Genomic DNA, 14,861 nt, shown 5'->3' on the forward strand with positions numbered 1-14,861 from the left:
ACGACGGCTTCGCCGCCGAACGCAGCCTCGCAGGCTCGGCAGCTGCTACAGATATCGGGGTGCACCATTAAACCTCGATCAGGTGCTTGAGCGGGTGATAGCCGGTTTTCAGTGTGGCAGCAACATCGAGAATCGCCTTCTCGATGCCGTTCAAATGCATGCAGGTCAGTTCGATCGCCGCGCTCTGATTGCCGGCCTCGATGTACTCGATCAGCCGCAGGTGTTCGTCGTCGCGGCACGCCTCGTGGCTGTCGTCATCCAGCGCGGCGGCGTATAGCGAGGCGCGGGAAATCAGCTTCTGGAACCAGTCCAGCAGCACCGGGTTGTTCAGGCTTCGTGCGAGCTTGATGTGGAACTCGCCGAGCAAATGAATCAGCCGTTCATGGTCGCCACTGCGGTGCGCTTCATCCTCCAGTAACAGGTGATCGCGCAGGTCCTGGGTCACCGCGGTGTCGCGACGACGGCAGAGTTCGCTGACGATGCCGATCTCGATCAACCGCCGGGTTTCGAACAACGAGCGGATCTCTTCGTCGCTGGGCAACGATACCGACGCACCTTTATTGGGCTCGGTGGTGACCAGCCCATCCGCTTCCAATTGCTTGAGCGCAGCACGAACCGACGTGCGGCTGACATTAAAAAGTTCGGCCAGCGACGCCTCGCCAAGCTTCATGCCGGGACGCAACGAACGTTTGCTGATCGCCTCGTAAACCCCTTGGTAGACGCGGTCGACCGTGGTTTCGAGCTTCTTCTCGGTCATCTCAACACTCCTTTAGCGCTAAACAACTGGCCCCAGGCGATGAGTAGCCTTTGGAAAAAGGGGGTTGCACGGGCAGGTTAATCCGGTTATTTGTAGATTGCATCCAGATATTGCATACAATAATTAGAGGATTGCACCATTATGGGTCAACCAATAGCGATCGAAGTGCGTAGTGTCTCCAAGCGGTATTCCGACGATCCGGGGCTGGCTCCAGCCCTCGACAACGTTTCAGTCGACATTGCCGACAACGAATTTTTCACCCTGCTCGGCCCTTCCGGCTGTGGCAAAACCACCCTTCTGCGCACCATCGCCGGCTTCGAGCGTGTCAGCGAAGGCCAGATCCGTCTCGCCGGCGAAGCGGTCAATGATCTGCCGCCGTTCAAGCGCCGGGTTAACACCGTGTTCCAGAGCTACGCGCTGTTTCCACACATGAGTGTCGCGCAGAATATCGCCTTCGGCCTCGAGATGCAGGGTCTTGATCACAAGCAAATTGCACAGCGTGTCGATGAGATGCTGGCGCTGGTGCAAATGCAACACCTGGCCAGGCGCAAACCGGCCGAATTGTCCGGCGGTCAACAGCAACGCGTGGCCCTGGCCCGGGCCCTGGCGCCGAAACCCAAAGTGCTGTTGCTGGATGAACCGCTGTCGGCGCTGGACCTCAAGTTGCGCAAGGAAATGCAGGTCGAACTCAAGCGCGTGCAGAAGGAAGCCGGGATCACGTTTATTTTCGTGACCCACGATCAGGAAGAAGCGCTGACCCTGTCCGACCGCATCGCCGTGATGTCCGCCGGCAAGATCCTGCAGATCGGCACGCCCAACGATATTTACGAACGCCCGCAGCATCAGTTCGTTGCCCAGTTCATCGGCGACATCAACTTCCTTCCCGGCCACCTCAAGCGCGGCCAGCAGAACGAAAAACTCTTCGTGCCGAGCGGCATGCCGGTGGAAATCCCTTGCCCTGCTCAAGGCTTCGACGGCGCCAACGTGCAACTGGCCTTTCGCCCGGAGCGTTCGCAACTGGTCGACCCGACGCAACCGCATCACCTGCGCGGCGTGATCGAAGCGGTGTTGTATGTCGGCACCGCGACCCTTTACCAATGCCGCTTGAACAACGACATCAAAGTCATGCTGCGCGAGAACAACGAAGGCCTCAACCGCGGCCGTGTCGTCGGTGATCGTGTGGCGGTCAATCTGCCGCCTCACGCCTGTCTGTTGATGGAGGCCTGAGATGAGCGTCAGCAGTACTTCTCCCGCCCTCAACCGCGCGCTGTTGCTCAGCCCGGTGGTTCTGACTTTGCTGGCGTTGATCGCCATTCCGCTGGGCATCATGGGCTACATCAGCCTGTTGCCGCGAAACGTGTATGGCGGTGTTGACTGGCAGGCCGACTGGCAATTGCAAAGCTACGTGCAGCTGTTTTTCCAGGAAGGATTCGACGGTGAACTGGAACTGAACTGGGTCTATGCCCAGGCGTTGCTGCGCTCGGTGTTCCAGGCCGGCGGCACCACGTTGCTGTGTTTCCTGTTCGGCTTTCCGGTGGCGTTGTGGATGTCGAGCCTGACCCCGCGTCGACGCAACCTCATGGTCTTGCTGATCACCATTCCGTTCTGGACCAACCTGCTGATCCGCAACTACGCGTGGCTGATCATCCTGCGCGAGCACGGTTGGTTTGCGCAAAGCCTCAACGCGCTGTTCCCGCAGGCCGGTGGTATCACCCTGCTCTACAACGACTTCGCCGTCAGCGTCGGGCTGGTCTACAGCTTTCTGCCATTCATGATTCTGCCGATCTACTCAACCCTGGAAAAACTCGACTGGCGTCTGGTGGAAGCCGCCTACGACCTTGGCGCCAATCGTTGGCATGCGCTGAAGCGGATCATTCTCCCGCTGTCGATGCCGGGGGTGATTGCCGGCGCGCTGCTGGTGTTTGTGCCCAGCCTCGGCGCCTTCATTACCCCGGCGATTCTCGGCGGCGGCAAGACGCTGATGATCGGCAACCTGATCCAGCAGCAGTTCGGCACCGCGCGCAACTGGCCGCTGGGCAGTTCGCTGTCGTTCCTGTTGCTGGGGATTCTGCTGTTGTCGCTGGTGGGTTACGCCCTCTACAGCCGCAACGCCGCTAAAACGCTACGTCGGGGAGCCACCGCATGATCGCCCTGCACCTGAAAAAACTGCCGCTCACCCGCGAAGTCAGCCTGCTGATCCTGGCGTATCTGTACGTGCCGATCTTTGTCCTGATCGCCTACAGCTTCAACGCCAACCGCTCGGCGACGGTGTGGACCGAGTTCTCGTTCGCCTGGTACGGACGGATTCTGGCCAACCCATCGATCCAGACCGCGGCGTTGAACTCGATCATCGTCGCCAGCATCGCCACGGTCTGCGCCACGGCGATTGCGCTGCTCGCGGCGCTGGCGACGTACCGACCGTTCTATGGACAGAAGATGGTCGAGGGCGGGATCAACCTGCCGCTGATCCTGCCGGAGATCGTCACCGCCGTGGCCACCCTGCTGCTGTTCATGGCGCTGGGGATCAAGCTCGGTTTGCTGACAGTGATCGTCGCGCACGTCGGTTTTTGTATTCCCTTCGCCTACCTGCCGATCCGCGCTCGCTTGAACGATCTGGACAAGAGCCTGCTGGAGGCAGCCAACGATCTGTACGCCAATCCGTGGCAGGTGTTTCGCCGGGTCACGTTGCCGTTGTTGTGGCCGGCGGTGCTGTCCGGTTCGGTGCTGGCGTTCGTGGTCAGCCTCGACGATTTCATCATGACCTTCTTTGTCGCTGGCCCGGGTTCTACCACCTTGCCGGTGTACATCTTCTCGGCGATCAAGGCCGGCGTGACGCCGGAGATCAACGCGATCTCGACCCTGATGCTGTTGATTTCCATCGTGCTGGTGGTGTTGGCCTTCTGGCTGGGACAGCGCGGCAAAAACCAATAATCCTGGAGCGCACAAAAACATGAAAATGAAAAACATGTGTTTCGCCGTCACCGGTCTGGCCCTGAGCTGCTTCACCGCCTTCAGCGCACAGGCCGCCGAACCCAAGGAATTGTTCTTCTACAACTGGACCGACTACTACCCGGTCGACCTGCTGGCCAAGTTCGAAAAGGAGACCGGGATCAAGGTCACCATGGACGGCTACGACAGCAACGAAACCCTACTGGCCAAGTTGCAGGCCGGCGGCGCGGCGTATGACGTGATCGTGCCGTCGCAGTCGATCATGCGCACCTTGATCAACCAGAACTTGCTGCTGCAAATCGACGCAGCGGCCTTGCCCAACTTCCAATACGTGAAACCGGCGTTCCGCGACCCGAGTTTCGACCCGGGCCGCAAGTTCTCCGCGCCGTACTTGTGGGGCACCACCGGGTTCTCCTATGACAGCGCACGGGTGCCCGGCGGCAAGCTCGATGACTCGTGGAAAGAGTTCTTCGAACCGCGCAAGGAACTGCAAGGACAACTGGCCGCCCTCGACACCTCCAGCAGCGTGATCAACGCCGCCAGCCATTACCTGAACGTCGACGAATGCAGCGAAAACCCGCAGGACGCCAAGCGCATTCTGGAGCTGCTGCAAAAACAGAAACCGTTCCTGAAGATGTACAGCTCGGACAACACCGTCGACCGGATGGCCTCCGGTGAAGTGATCATGATGCAGAACTGGAACGGCTCGACCGCCCGCGCCACGTTGCAGAAGAGCACCATCAAATACGTCTATCCGCGCGAAGGCCTGGCCATGTTCCAGGACAACTTCGCCGTGCCCAAAAGCGCGCCGCACCCCGGCAACGCGAAGATCTTCATCGACTGGATGATGAAACCGGAAAACGCCGCCGCCGTGTCCAACTCCATTGCCTACGCCAACGGCATCCAGAGCGACAAGCTGCTCGACGCCAAGTGGAAAGTCATGGACGCCATCAACATGCCCGACGAATTCGCCTCGCGCTTGCGCCCGGAAAAAGAGTGCAGCAACAAGGCGCGGGAGCTGCAGGATCGGGTTTGGTCGAAGCTCAAGGGCTGATTGCCTGGCTTGAAACCGAGTCGCGGCTATCGCTAGCAGGCTAGCTCCCACAGGGGTTTTGTGAACACCGCAGATCCATGTGGGAGCTGGCCTGCCAGCGATGAGGTCCTCCCAAACAACACAGAATTCGAGGTTTAGATGACCCAATCCCGCTGGCTACGCAACGTGCGGCCCTACGGTTCCACCGCCGAAGATTTGCTGATTGAGAATGGCGTGTTCAAACAACGGCGCCCTGCCTCCGGCGCCTCACTGACCGCCACCGACATCGATGGTCAACACCAGCTCCTGACCCCGGCCCTGGTGGAAAGCCATGTCCACCTCGACAAAACCCTCTGGGGCCAACCCTGGCGCCCGAACAGCGCCGGCCCGACGCTCAAGGACTACATCGCCAACGAGCGCCGCGTCTTGCGTGAAGTCGAGGCGCCCATCGCCCAACGCGCTGGCGCGCTGCTGGAAAACTGCATCGCCCGTGGTTCGCTGACCATGCGTTGCCACGTCGACATCGACCCGGAATTCGGCCTGCGTCATGTCGAGGCCATGCAACAGCTGCGCGACACTTACCGCGACCTGATCGATCTGCAGCTGGTGGTGTTTCCACAAACCGGCCTGATCAGCCGCCCCGGCACCGCCGAATTGATGCGTGAAGCGATGGCGCTGGGCGTGGAAAACGTCGGCGGCCTCGACCCATGCGGCATCGACAACGACCCGGTCGCGCAACTCGACTTCGTCTTCAAACTGGCCAGCGAATTCGACCGTGGCGTTGACATTCACCTGCACGACAAAGGTGAACTGGGCCTGTGGCAAATCGCGTTGATCGCCGACTACACCGAGCGTTTCGGGCGGCAGGGTCGGGTGATGATCAGTCACGCGTACTGCCTGGGGATGTTGCCGTGGAGCCAGGTGAAACCGCTGGCCGAACGCTTGGCGGCATTGAGGATTTCGCTGATGAGTTCAGCACCCGCCGATTGCGCGGTGCCGCCGTTCCTCGCGTTGCGTGAAACAGGCGTGAACGTGTGCCTGGGTTCGGACGGCATTCGCGATGCCTGGTCGCCGATGGGCAACGGCGACATGCTGGAACGGGCGATGTTGTTGGCGTTCCGTTTTGACTTGAACAAGGACGATGAACTGGCGGCAGCGTTTGAAGCGGCAACGGTGAACGGTGCTCGGGCGTTGGGCTGTGAAGGCTATGGGCTGGAAATCGGTCGCCCGGCGGACTTCCTGCTGATGCCGGTGCAAACGTTGGGTGAAGCCGTGGTTTCGCGACCCGCGCGCCAGGTCTATCGCGGCGGTGAGTTGATCGCTACGGGCGGCCGTTTGCTGGACAGTCGCTTGTGAAACGCATCGGTCTGAAGGCCAGTTGCGTGGTCGGTTTCGACGGCACGCAGCACGTGCTGTGGCGCGACGGCGAAGTGGTGTTCGAAGGCTCGCGCATTGTGTTTGTCGGGCGTGATTATGCGGGGCCGATAGATCAGTGGATCGACTACGGCAACGCGCTGATCGGCCCGGGTTTCATCGACCTGGATGCACTGGGGGATCTGGATTCCACGGTGCTGACGCTGGACAACGGCGATGAACGCGACATGGGCCGGATGTGGTCCGAAGACTCTCTGGCGGCTGGTCCGCGCGAGAGTTTCAACCCCGACGAAGAAGTCTTCAAATACCGCTACGCCTTCACTCAATTGATCCGCAACGGCATCACCACGGCCATGCCGATCACCTCGATGTATTACCGCGAGTGGGCCGAAACCTACGACGAATTTGCTGCCGTGGCGGGAGTGGCTGCCGAGTTGGGGCTGCGGACTTATCTCGGCCCCTGCTACATGAGCGGCATGAGTTATTGGCGGGCCGATGGCACCCTCGGGCATCACTGGGATGAGGCGCGGGGAATGGCAGGGCTGGACGCCGCTGTTCAGTTTTTCCATGATTTCGAGGGTACGCATGAGGGTTTGATTCGTGGTGCGTTGTTGCCGGACAGAATCCAGACTTGCACCCCGGCGCTGCTGCAACGCACCGTCGCGCTGAGCCGTGAACTGAACGCGCCGATGCGTTTGCATTGCTGCCAAGGGCTGGGTGAAGTGGCGATGGTCGAGCAACTGCGCGGTGTGTCGCCGCTGCGCTGGTTGCAGCAATTGGACCTGCTGACCCCGCGCAGCCTGCTGCCCCACGGTATCTACACCTCAGGCGATGACGATCTGCAACGTGTGGTGGATGGCGGCGCCAGTCTGGTGCATTGCCCGGTGGTGTTTGCCCGCGACGGTGAGGCGCTGAATTCCTTTGGTCGTTATCGGGCCAAGGGCATCAACTTCGCCTTGGGCACCGACACCTGGCCGGCGGATTTGCTGGAGAACATGCGCCAGGGCTTGAACATCGCCCGTTTGATGGAGGGCGGTGGGGCTTTGACCTCCACGCTGGATATGTACAACGCCGCCACGCTCGGCGGCGCCAAAGCCTTGGGCCGCGACGATCTCGGCCGCCTGGCGCCTGGCGCCAAGGCCGACATCACGGTGTTCAGCCTGCGCGGTTTGCACCTGGGGCCGTTGTTCGACCCGCTGAAAAACCTGGTGCTGGCCGGTCGCGGTGACGACTGTATTGCCAGTTACATCAATGGCCGCTGCGTCATGCAGGACGGCCAGGTTCAGGGCATCGATTACCCCGCCCTGCAACGCCAGGCCCAACAACAATTCGAAAAACTGATGCGTAGCCACAGCGACCGGGCCTTTGGCCAACCGGACTGGAAAACCCTGTTCAAACCGGCCATCCCGTTCGCCGACGACTACAGCGCACAGGCGCCGCTGAGCGCGATTGATCCCCTTCTTTAGAGATGTCTGCCCATGCAAAGCTTCGACTTCAGCACATTGAGTGCCCGGGACAAATACAAGATTCTGATCGGCAGCGTGGTGCCACGGCCGATTGCGCTGGTCACCACCATTGATGGTGAAGGCCGGATCAATGCCGCGCCGTTCAGCTTCTTCAATGCACTGTCCGCCGACCCGCCGATCCTCGCGCTGGGCGTGGAGAACTACGGTGATCAAAGCCCCAAGGACACGACCCGCAACATCCAGCTCAATCAGGAATTTACCGTCAACATCGTCAGCGATGCGCTGGTGGAGGCGATGAATGTGTGCGCGGTGCCCTTCGCGCCTGGCTTCGATGAGTTGACGGCTGCGGGGCTTACGGCGATTGCCGGCACCACGGTCAAATGCCCGCGCATCGGCGAGGCGCCGGTGGCGTTGGAATGTCGGCGGATGATGGCGTTGTCCATCGGGCAGTCGCGGGAGATTATCTTTGGGGAAGTGTTGATGGCGCATGTGCGGGACGAATTGATCGACCCGAAAACCCTGTACATCGATCAGCTGGGGTTGGATGCGATCGGGCGCATGGGTGGGCATGGTTATGCGCGAACCCGGGACTATTTTGATTTGCCGACGCGGTCGTTGCAGGCGTGGACGGATGCACCCGGCGGCGGGGAGCGGTTCTGGCCTGAGGCCAAGTAGCGGTCACACAAAAATCCTGTAGGAGCTGTCGAGTGAAACGAGGCTGCGATCTTTTGATCTTGATCTTTTTAAAAGCAAGATCAAAAGATCGCAGCCTCGTTTCACTCGACAGCTCCTACAGGATTGTGGGGTTTAGTCAGTACCGTATTTCGGCGAACGCGGTCCGTACAGCAAGCCCGCGGGTTGCCCGGCCGACAGCAGTCGTGCACTGGCCACGCCGGCAATCGGGTGGCCGGCGTCGGTGGAGCTGTTGATCACTTGCTTGACCGCTGCCGTAATCAGCATGCCCACCAAACTACCGCCACCGTTGTTACCGCCCTCTTCACTCGAAGCCCGGGCCGAGCCGGTCCACAGGGTGGTGCCGCTCTTGAGGTCCACCAGTTTCGCGGTGGCGGTCACCACGGTTTCGCTGCTGATGATCATGTAGCGAGTGCCGTAGTCCGTCACGGTGATGTACAGCGCCGCATCGGCACCGAAGATTTCCTGCAGCTTGTTGGCCGGTGCCTGGTGAATATCCGCCGGAGTGGTCAGGCCGTTCTGGCGGAATGTCTCATCGACCAGGGTGATCGGCAGCACGTAGTAACCGGCTTCCGCCAACGGGTACGTGACCTGCGACAACATGCTGTAGGACGCCTTGACGTCCGGCGAGTTGTTCAGCGGCGGCAGCACCAGAATGGTTTTCGGACGGGCTTGCTTGTACGCCGAATAGTCCACGGTCTTGGGGCTGACGCAGCCACCGAGCACGGCCAGCGCCAGCAGCCCGGCCAGCAGTTTCAATGAGCGCGCGATCATTGGATGTCTCCGGTCTTGGCGTTTTTAAGCAGAAAATCCATGTACGGCGTCGACTCGGGAAACAGGGTTTTCTCGGTCCGGAACTGCTGCACCATCTGATCGTCCTTGCCCATGCTCAGGTACAACAGACCCAGGTGAGCGTGGTAGCCAGGCGGCGGCGTCTTGCCGGTGGACTTGATCTTCTGCAGGTCGCGTTCCAGCGCCTCGGCCTGAGCTTCCTTGGGTTCTTCCCCCTTGAAGTACTCGTAGACCTCAGGCTGGTAGCTTTCCCACTGGTAAAGGGTTTTCGGGCCGGCGCAACCAGCCAACAGGCCACTGACCAGCAATGTCGACGCCATCAGCGCCCACGACACATACGTCTTGAACATGCTTGTACCGCTCCTTGTCATCGACCTTGATCAGTTACCCGGTTTCCATGCCCCGGCATTCATCCCGTCCACCAGACGATTGATCGCCTCGCGCATGGCCAGGTCGAGCACTTTGCCGTTGAGGGTCGAATCGTAGGCAGCGGTGCCGCCGAAGCCGATGACTTCACGGTTGGACAAGGCGTACTCGCCCGCGCCCTGAGTCGAATAAACCACTTCGGACGTGCTGATGTTGACGATGTTCAGGTTGACCTTGGCGTAGGCCACCTGGGTCTTGCCGCGACCGAGAATGCCGAACAACTGGTGGTCGCCGGTCTCTTTGCGGCCGAACTCGGTGACGTCACCGGTGACCACAAAGTCAGCACCCTTGAGGCGCTGGGACTGGCCCTTGATCGCGGCTTCCTGCTGGATCTCGCCCATGTTGTCGCGGTCCAGCACGCTGAAGCGGTTGGTCTGCTGCAAGTGAGTGATCAGGATGGTCTTGGCCTGACCGCCGAGGCGATCCACGCCGTCGGAGAAGATCCCGCGCATGTAGCTCGAACGGTTGTCGAATTTGCCGACCGCCATGGGGACGCGAACACCGTTATAAACCACGCTGGCGCTTTCGACTTTTGCGATCGGCAAGGCGCGCGAGCTTTCGGTCGCACACCCGGCCATTGCGCCCAAGAGGGCAATCGCTGCCGCCGATACCAACATCCGAGAGATCATTCTCACTGTGCATTCCTTCTGAAAAAACGGTTATCCCGGCACGGCCATAGCCAACCGCTGCGGGGGGCAGCGGCGAAAAAGCGAGGGGGAATCGAATCGATAATCGACGTGTGGGACGTCGGCGGCCGGCATTATGCCAAAGTGCCATCACTGAGAACAGTGTTTAATTTTTATTGGCGCCAATGCATTGGCTGCCGCGATCGTTCCCGCTCCGCGTGGGAACGATCAGTGGCGTTCAGTGGTTGGGATCAGCGGAAATCGCGGCTGCGTACGCTGATGCCGTCCAGCAAGGGGCTCAGGTCGCTCAAGCGTCCGGCAATCAGGTGCCGCACCTCGCCTTCCTTTTCCCAGCGGCCATCGACCTTGAGCAATTGCGAGCCGACCAATACCTGGCGTTGTCGGTCGGCGAGGTCGCGCCAGACGATGACGTTGATGTTGCCGAACTCGTCTTCCAGGGTGACGAAGGTCACGCCGCTGGCAGTACCCGGACGTTGCCGACCGGTGACCAGCCCGGCGACGCTGACCGGTCGCCCGTGTTCGACCTCCATCAGTTCTTTCGAGCTACGGCAACGCCGGGCTTTCAATTCACCGCGCAACAACGCCAGCGGATGCGGACCGAGGGTGGTGCCGACACTGTTGTAGTCCGCCAGCAGGTCCTCGCCCACGGTGGGTTTGGGCAGATAGATCGCAGGTTCTTCCTGGCTCGGCAAACCGGCAAACAAACCGAGTTGCTTGTGCACCCCCGCCACTTCCCAGCGCGCCCGATGACGGTCACCGGCCAGGCCTCGCAGCGCACCGGCATCGGCCAGTTGCTCCTGGGCACGGGCATCGAGTCGCGCGCGCTCACCCAGGTCGGCGATGTCGACAAATACCCCCTTCGCCCTCGCCGCTTCGATGCGCCGGGCATCGTCCTCGCGAAAGCCCTTGATCATCCGCAACCCCATGCGAATCGCCGGCTGCGCGCCGGTGATCGGCTCCAGGCTGCAATCCCAGTCACTGGCGCGCACGTCCACCGGGCGAATCTGCAAATGATGCCGGCGCGCGTCCTGCAGAATCTGGTCCGGGCTGTAGAAACCCATGGGCCAGCTGTTGATCAGCGCACAGGCGAAGGCCGCCGGCTCGTGGCATTTCAACCAGCAACTGGCGTAGGTCAGCAAGGCGAAACTGGCGGCGTGGGACTCGGGGAAACCATAGCTGCCAAAGCCCTTGATCTGCTCGAAGATCTGCGCGGCGAACTCGGCCGTGTAGCCGTTTTTCTTCATCCCGGCGGCCAGCCGATCCTTGTGCGGTTCCAGCCCGCCGTGACGTTTCCAGGCGGCCATGGAGCGACGCAACTGATCGGCCTCGCCGGGGCTGTAATCGGCGGCGACAATCGCAATCTGCATCACCTGTTCCTGGAACAGCGGCACGCCGAGGGTGCGTTTGAGTACGACTTCCAGTTCCGGCGAGGGATAGGTTTCGGGCTCTTCCTTGTTCCGGCGGCGCAGATACGGGTGCACCATCCCGCCCTGAATCGGCCCCGGACGGACGATGGCCACTTCAATCACCAGGTCGTAGAACTTGCGGGGCTTGAGCCTGGGCAGCATCGACATCTGCGCTCGGGACTCGATCTGGAACACGCCGATGGTGTCGGCACGGCCGATCATGTCGTAGGTCAGCGAGTCTTCGGACGGGATCGTCGCCAGGCTCAAGTCCTGATTGCGATGACGGCGCAGCAGATCAAAACAGCGACGGATCGCGCTGAGCATGCCCAACGCCAGAATATCCACCTTGAGCAGCCCGACCGCGTCAAGATCGTCCTTGTCCCATTGAATGATGGTGCGCTCGGCCATGGCAGCGTTTTCCACCGGCACCAGACTGTCCAGCGGCTGCTCGGAAATCACGAAACCGCCGGGGTGCTGGGACAGATGTCGGGGGAAACCGATCAGTTGCCCGGTCAAACTCAGCACCCGGCGCAGCACCGGGCTCTCGGGGTCGAAACCGCCTTCAAGCAGGCGTTCCACGGGGGGAGTTACATCGCTCCAATGGCCACAGCAATCAGCCAGGGCGTTGATCTGATCCGGCGGCAACCCCAAGGCCTTGGCCACGTCACGTACCGCCCCGGCCGCGTGATACGTGCTGACCACTGCTGTGAGCGCGGCGCGGGTCCGGCCATAACGCTGGAACACGTACTGCAAGACCTCCTCGCGACGTTCGTGTTCGAAGTCGACATCGATGTCCGGCGGTTCATTGCGCTCTTTGGAGAGAAAGCGTTCGAACAACAGCGTGGTGCGATCCGGGTCGATTTCCGTGATGCCCAAGGCAAAACACACCGCCGAGTTCGCGGCAGAACCACGGCCCTGACAGAGGATTTCTTGCGCGCGGGCGAACCGCACAATGTCGTGAACCGTGAGGAAGTAGCTTTCGTAGCCCAGCTCGGCGATCAGCTCCAGCTCCTTGTCGATCTGCACCAGCACCTTGGCTTGCGGACCGTCTGGCCAGCGCCACGCGATCCCCTCGTCCGTCAGATGCCGCAGCCAGGACGTGGCCGTCTGGCCTTCCGGCACCAGCTCGCGAGGATACTGATAACGCAACTGGCCGAGGTCGAAAGTGCAGCGCCGGGCGATCATCAGCGTTTCGTCGAGCAGTGCTTGCGGGTAGATCGATTGCAAAGCATCGAGGCTGCGCACATGCCGCTCGCCGTTCGGATGCAGGCGCAATCCGGCCTCGGCCACCGGCAGGTGATGACGGATCGCGGTCATGGTGTCCTGCAAGGCGCGCCGTCCACGGGTGTGCATGTGCACATCGCCACTGGCCACCGCTGGAATCCGCAGTTCCCGCGCCAGGGTCAGCAGTGCGTCCAGTCGCCGGGTGTCGTCCTGACCTCGATGCAACTGCACCGCCAGCCACAGGCAATCGCTGAACGTCTGTTTCAGCCAGTGACCGCTGGCAAAATCATCGACCGTGTCCGGCACCCACAACGCCAACAGCCCCGGCATCGGTTCGCTGAAGTCCTCACGCAGCACCTGATACTGGCCTTTCTGAGTACGGCGCCGCGCACGGGTAATCAGCCGGCACAGGGTCTGGTACCCCTCAAGGTTTTCCACCAGCAGCACCAGTTTCGGACCGTCCTCGATGCGTATTTCACTGCCGATGATCAGCGGCAGTTCTACCGACTTGGCCGCTTGCCAGGCGCGGACGATGCCGGCCAGTGTGCATTCATCGGTGATCGCCAGCGCTTGATAGCCGTGCTTTTTCGCCCGCTGAAACAACTCAAGGGCACTGGAAGCACCGCGCTGGAAACTGAAGTTCGACAGGCAGTGCAGCTCCGCATACTCGACGCTCATGCGAACCAGCCTTGCAGCCACAGCGGGCCGCCCTCACCCACCGCACGGTAGGCCCAGCCCTGCTGGCCGGAACGGGTTTCGATCAGGTAGTAATCGCGGCGCACATCGTCGCCGTCCCACCAGCCGGACTCGATGCGCTCCGGCCCCATGAGGATCCGTGTCGAGCCTTCGTGCACGGCCTGCGGCTCCGTCAGCAACCAGCCCGGACGTTGCACGCCTGCCAACCCCGCGCAGAGTTGGCTGTCGGCCCGTGCCTGCCACGCGCACTCTGGCCGGTGATCGGCCTGAAAGCGCAAGCCATGCACTGCCTCATCCCCAAGCCGCGCGCGCAGGCGTTCGCGCAGTTGCTCCCAGGGCAAGGACTGCTGCGGACGGTCGTCGAACAGCTCCTGACGCTGCGGAACGAAGCTCGGCAGGTCTTCGGCGCGCAGCCGGAAACCGCGCACCGGGGCCGCGACCTGGACCTGTTCCAGCCGCCCCCGGGCCAGTTCGAAGAGCATCGCCGGATCGCGCTCGGCGCTGAGCAGGCCGACCTTGATCACCGTGTCCGGCAAGCCGGCGTGCTCCAGGTGCAGGTCGAAACGTTGCACGCCACTGTCCCGACCGCAGAGGAATGCCGACAGATCGCCGGTCAAGCGACGTAATGGAAACAACAGCGCCTGATGGGACTGCACATCGAAATTGAGTTCGATGCGCACATCAAACCGGTCCGGCGGCAGGTAGAACGCCAGCGCCAGCCGCCGCTCACCGAACAAGGCATCCAGGTGCTTGAGTACCTGCGCCTCGAAACGTCGCGCCAGGCTATTGCGCGGCAACGCCTGCACCTGACTCAAGGTGCGCAACCCCATGCGCGACAACGCCGTGGCCACCGCCGGCTCCAGGGCAACCCGGTCGACGGGCAACTGCCCCAGGTGATACCGCAAGGCTTGATCGTCCGGCACCACCAGACCGTCATACACGTTGGCCAACACCCGCGCGGCCACCGGGTTGGGCGCGGCGACGATGCGGTGACGAAAGCCTAGTTCGCCGAGCTCGACGCGCAACCGCGCCTCGAACTGCGGCCAAGGCCCGAACAACCCCAGGCTCGATTCAATTTCAAACACCACGGCACGCGGGTAATGCACGCTGACCTGAGAGCTGAAGCGATAGGCCCACGCCGCCAGGAACTGCTGCCAGTGTTCGATCTCGGCGACGTCGTATTCGGCCGTGACAAAGCCTTTGCTCAAGGCTTGGGCGGCGGTCATCGACTGACCCGGACGCAAGCCCAGCGCCCGCGCCGGAGCGTTGACCGCTTGCAACACCCGACGCTGCGCCGGGCCGGTCAGCAGCGCCAACGGTTCATCGGGATCGGGGCGCTGACGCAGTACCGCGTCCAGCGCCAATTGCGGGAAAAGAATGCAGACCCAGCGCATGGCA

General features: G+C 61.7%; 13 protein-coding genes. 7 read left to right on the plus strand and 6 right to left on the minus strand.

Annotation, left to right across the window (positions count from 1 at the left end; genetic code table 11):
* Window positions 1–67: 67 nt before the first annotated feature.
* Window positions 68–757 carry a GntR family transcriptional regulator gene (locus ACA070_RS18090; RefSeq protein ID WP_222586402.1) on the minus strand — a complete coding sequence of 230 codons (690 nt, stop codon included), beginning with the start codon at window positions 755–757 and terminating at the stop codon, window positions 68–70.
* A gap of 141 nt (window positions 758–898) precedes the next feature.
* Between ACA070_RS18090 and ACA070_RS18095 the strand changes: the two genes are divergently transcribed.
* The 7 genes from ACA070_RS18095 to ACA070_RS18125 all read left to right on the plus strand — a co-directional run bounded on the left by ACA070_RS18095 (window position 899) and on the right by ACA070_RS18125 (window position 8,254).
* Window positions 899–1,984 (plus strand): ABC transporter ATP-binding protein, encoded by a 1,086-nt coding sequence (locus tag ACA070_RS18095; protein WP_497447733.1) that lies wholly within the window; start codon window positions 899–901, stop codon window positions 1,982–1,984.
* A 1-nt stretch (window position 1,985) separates the two neighbouring features.
* On the plus strand, window positions 1,986–2,903 hold the full coding sequence (locus ACA070_RS18100) for an ABC transporter permease (RefSeq protein WP_497447734.1): 918 nt from the start codon (window positions 1,986–1,988) through the stop codon (window positions 2,901–2,903).
* Window positions 2,900–3,688, plus strand: coding sequence for an ABC transporter permease (locus ACA070_RS18105; protein WP_497447735.1), 789 nt, complete (start codon window positions 2,900–2,902; stop codon window positions 3,686–3,688). The genes ACA070_RS18100 and ACA070_RS18105 overlap by 4 nt, the downstream gene beginning before the upstream one ends.
* 19 nt (window positions 3,689–3,707) lie before the next feature.
* A complete protein-coding gene (locus ACA070_RS18110; protein WP_497447736.1) occupies window positions 3,708–4,760 on the plus strand; it encodes an extracellular solute-binding protein in 1,053 nt (350 codons plus the stop codon).
* Window positions 4,761–4,898: 138 nt separating this feature from the next.
* Complete coding sequence (locus ACA070_RS18115) at window positions 4,899–6,095, plus strand: amidohydrolase family protein (RefSeq protein WP_497447737.1); 1,197 nt, start codon at window positions 4,899–4,901, stop codon at window positions 6,093–6,095.
* Window positions 6,092–7,579, plus strand: a complete 1,488-nt coding sequence (locus ACA070_RS18120; RefSeq protein ID WP_497447738.1) for an amidohydrolase family protein — start codon at window positions 6,092–6,094, stop codon at window positions 7,577–7,579. The genes ACA070_RS18115 and ACA070_RS18120 overlap by 4 nt, the downstream gene beginning before the upstream one ends.
* A 12-nt stretch (window positions 7,580–7,591) precedes the next feature.
* Window positions 7,592–8,254, plus strand: coding sequence for a flavin reductase family protein (locus ACA070_RS18125; RefSeq protein ID WP_461958573.1), 663 nt, complete (start codon window positions 7,592–7,594; stop codon window positions 8,252–8,254).
* A gap of 132 nt (window positions 8,255–8,386) precedes the next feature.
* Here ACA070_RS18125 and ACA070_RS18130 read toward each other — a convergent pair whose 3' ends face one another.
* The 5 genes from ACA070_RS18130 to ACA070_RS18150 all read right to left on the minus strand — a co-directional run bounded on the left by ACA070_RS18130 (window position 8,387) and on the right by ACA070_RS18150 (window position 14,857).
* A complete protein-coding gene (locus ACA070_RS18130; RefSeq protein ID WP_497447739.1) occupies window positions 8,387–9,046 on the minus strand; it encodes a DUF799 domain-containing protein in 660 nt (219 codons plus the stop codon).
* Window positions 9,043–9,384 carry a DUF4810 domain-containing protein gene (locus ACA070_RS18135; protein ID WP_497451979.1) on the minus strand — a complete coding sequence of 114 codons (342 nt, stop codon included), beginning with the start codon at window positions 9,382–9,384 and terminating at the stop codon, window positions 9,043–9,045. The genes ACA070_RS18130 and ACA070_RS18135 overlap by 4 nt, the downstream gene beginning before the upstream one ends.
* A 60-nt stretch (window positions 9,385–9,444) precedes the next feature.
* A complete protein-coding gene (locus ACA070_RS18140; RefSeq protein WP_165557471.1) occupies window positions 9,445–10,119 on the minus strand; it encodes a CsgG/HfaB family protein in 675 nt (224 codons plus the stop codon).
* 248 nt (window positions 10,120–10,367) lie between these two features.
* Window positions 10,368–13,466 carry an error-prone DNA polymerase gene (locus tag ACA070_RS18145; protein ID WP_497447740.1) on the minus strand — a complete coding sequence of 1,033 codons (3,099 nt, stop codon included), beginning with the start codon at window positions 13,464–13,466 and terminating at the stop codon, window positions 10,368–10,370.
* Entirely contained in the window at window positions 13,442–14,857 is a 1,416-nt protein-coding gene (locus tag ACA070_RS18150) for a Y-family DNA polymerase (protein ID WP_497447741.1), read from the minus strand. Before ACA070_RS18150 ends, ACA070_RS18145 begins: the two co-directional genes overlap by 25 nt.
* Window positions 14,858–14,861 lie beyond the last annotated feature (4 nt).

The sequence above is a fragment of the Pseudomonas sp. LBUM1678 genome (assembly GCF_059695575.1).

Excerpts from the sequence above, each read along its gene's own strand:
- ACA070_RS18140 (WP_165557471.1), bottom strand. The coding sequence starts at position 10,119 with ATGATCTCTCGGATGTTGGTATCGGCGGCAGCGATTGCCCTCTTGGGC.
- ACA070_RS18110 (WP_497447736.1), top strand. The coding sequence starts at position 3,708 with ATGAAAATGAAAAACATGTGTTTCGCCGTCACCGGTCTGGCCCTGAGC.
- ACA070_RS18105 (WP_497447735.1), top strand. The coding sequence starts at position 2,900 with ATGATCGCCCTGCACCTGAAAAAACTGCCGCTCACCCGCGAAGTCAGC.
- ACA070_RS18100 (WP_497447734.1), top strand. The coding sequence starts at position 1,986 with ATGAGCGTCAGCAGTACTTCTCCCGCCCTCAACCGCGCGCTGTTGCTC.
- ACA070_RS18090 (WP_222586402.1), bottom strand. The coding sequence starts at position 757 with ATGACCGAGAAGAAGCTCGAAACCACGGTCGACCGCGTCTACCAAGGG.
- ACA070_RS18125 (WP_461958573.1), top strand. The coding sequence starts at position 7,592 with ATGCAAAGCTTCGACTTCAGCACATTGAGTGCCCGGGACAAATACAAG.
- ACA070_RS18150 (WP_497447741.1), bottom strand. The coding sequence starts at position 14,857 with ATGCGCTGGGTCTGCATTCTTTTCCCGCAATTGGCGCTGGACGCGGTA.
- ACA070_RS18095 (WP_497447733.1), top strand. The coding sequence starts at position 899 with ATGGGTCAACCAATAGCGATCGAAGTGCGTAGTGTCTCCAAGCGGTAT.
- ACA070_RS18115 (WP_497447737.1), top strand. The coding sequence starts at position 4,899 with ATGACCCAATCCCGCTGGCTACGCAACGTGCGGCCCTACGGTTCCACC.
- ACA070_RS18130 (WP_497447739.1), bottom strand. The coding sequence starts at position 9,046 with ATGATCGCGCGCTCATTGAAACTGCTGGCCGGGCTGCTGGCGCTGGCC.
- ACA070_RS18135 (WP_497451979.1), bottom strand. The coding sequence starts at position 9,384 with ATGGCGTCGACATTGCTGGTCAGTGGCCTGTTGGCTGGTTGCGCCGGC.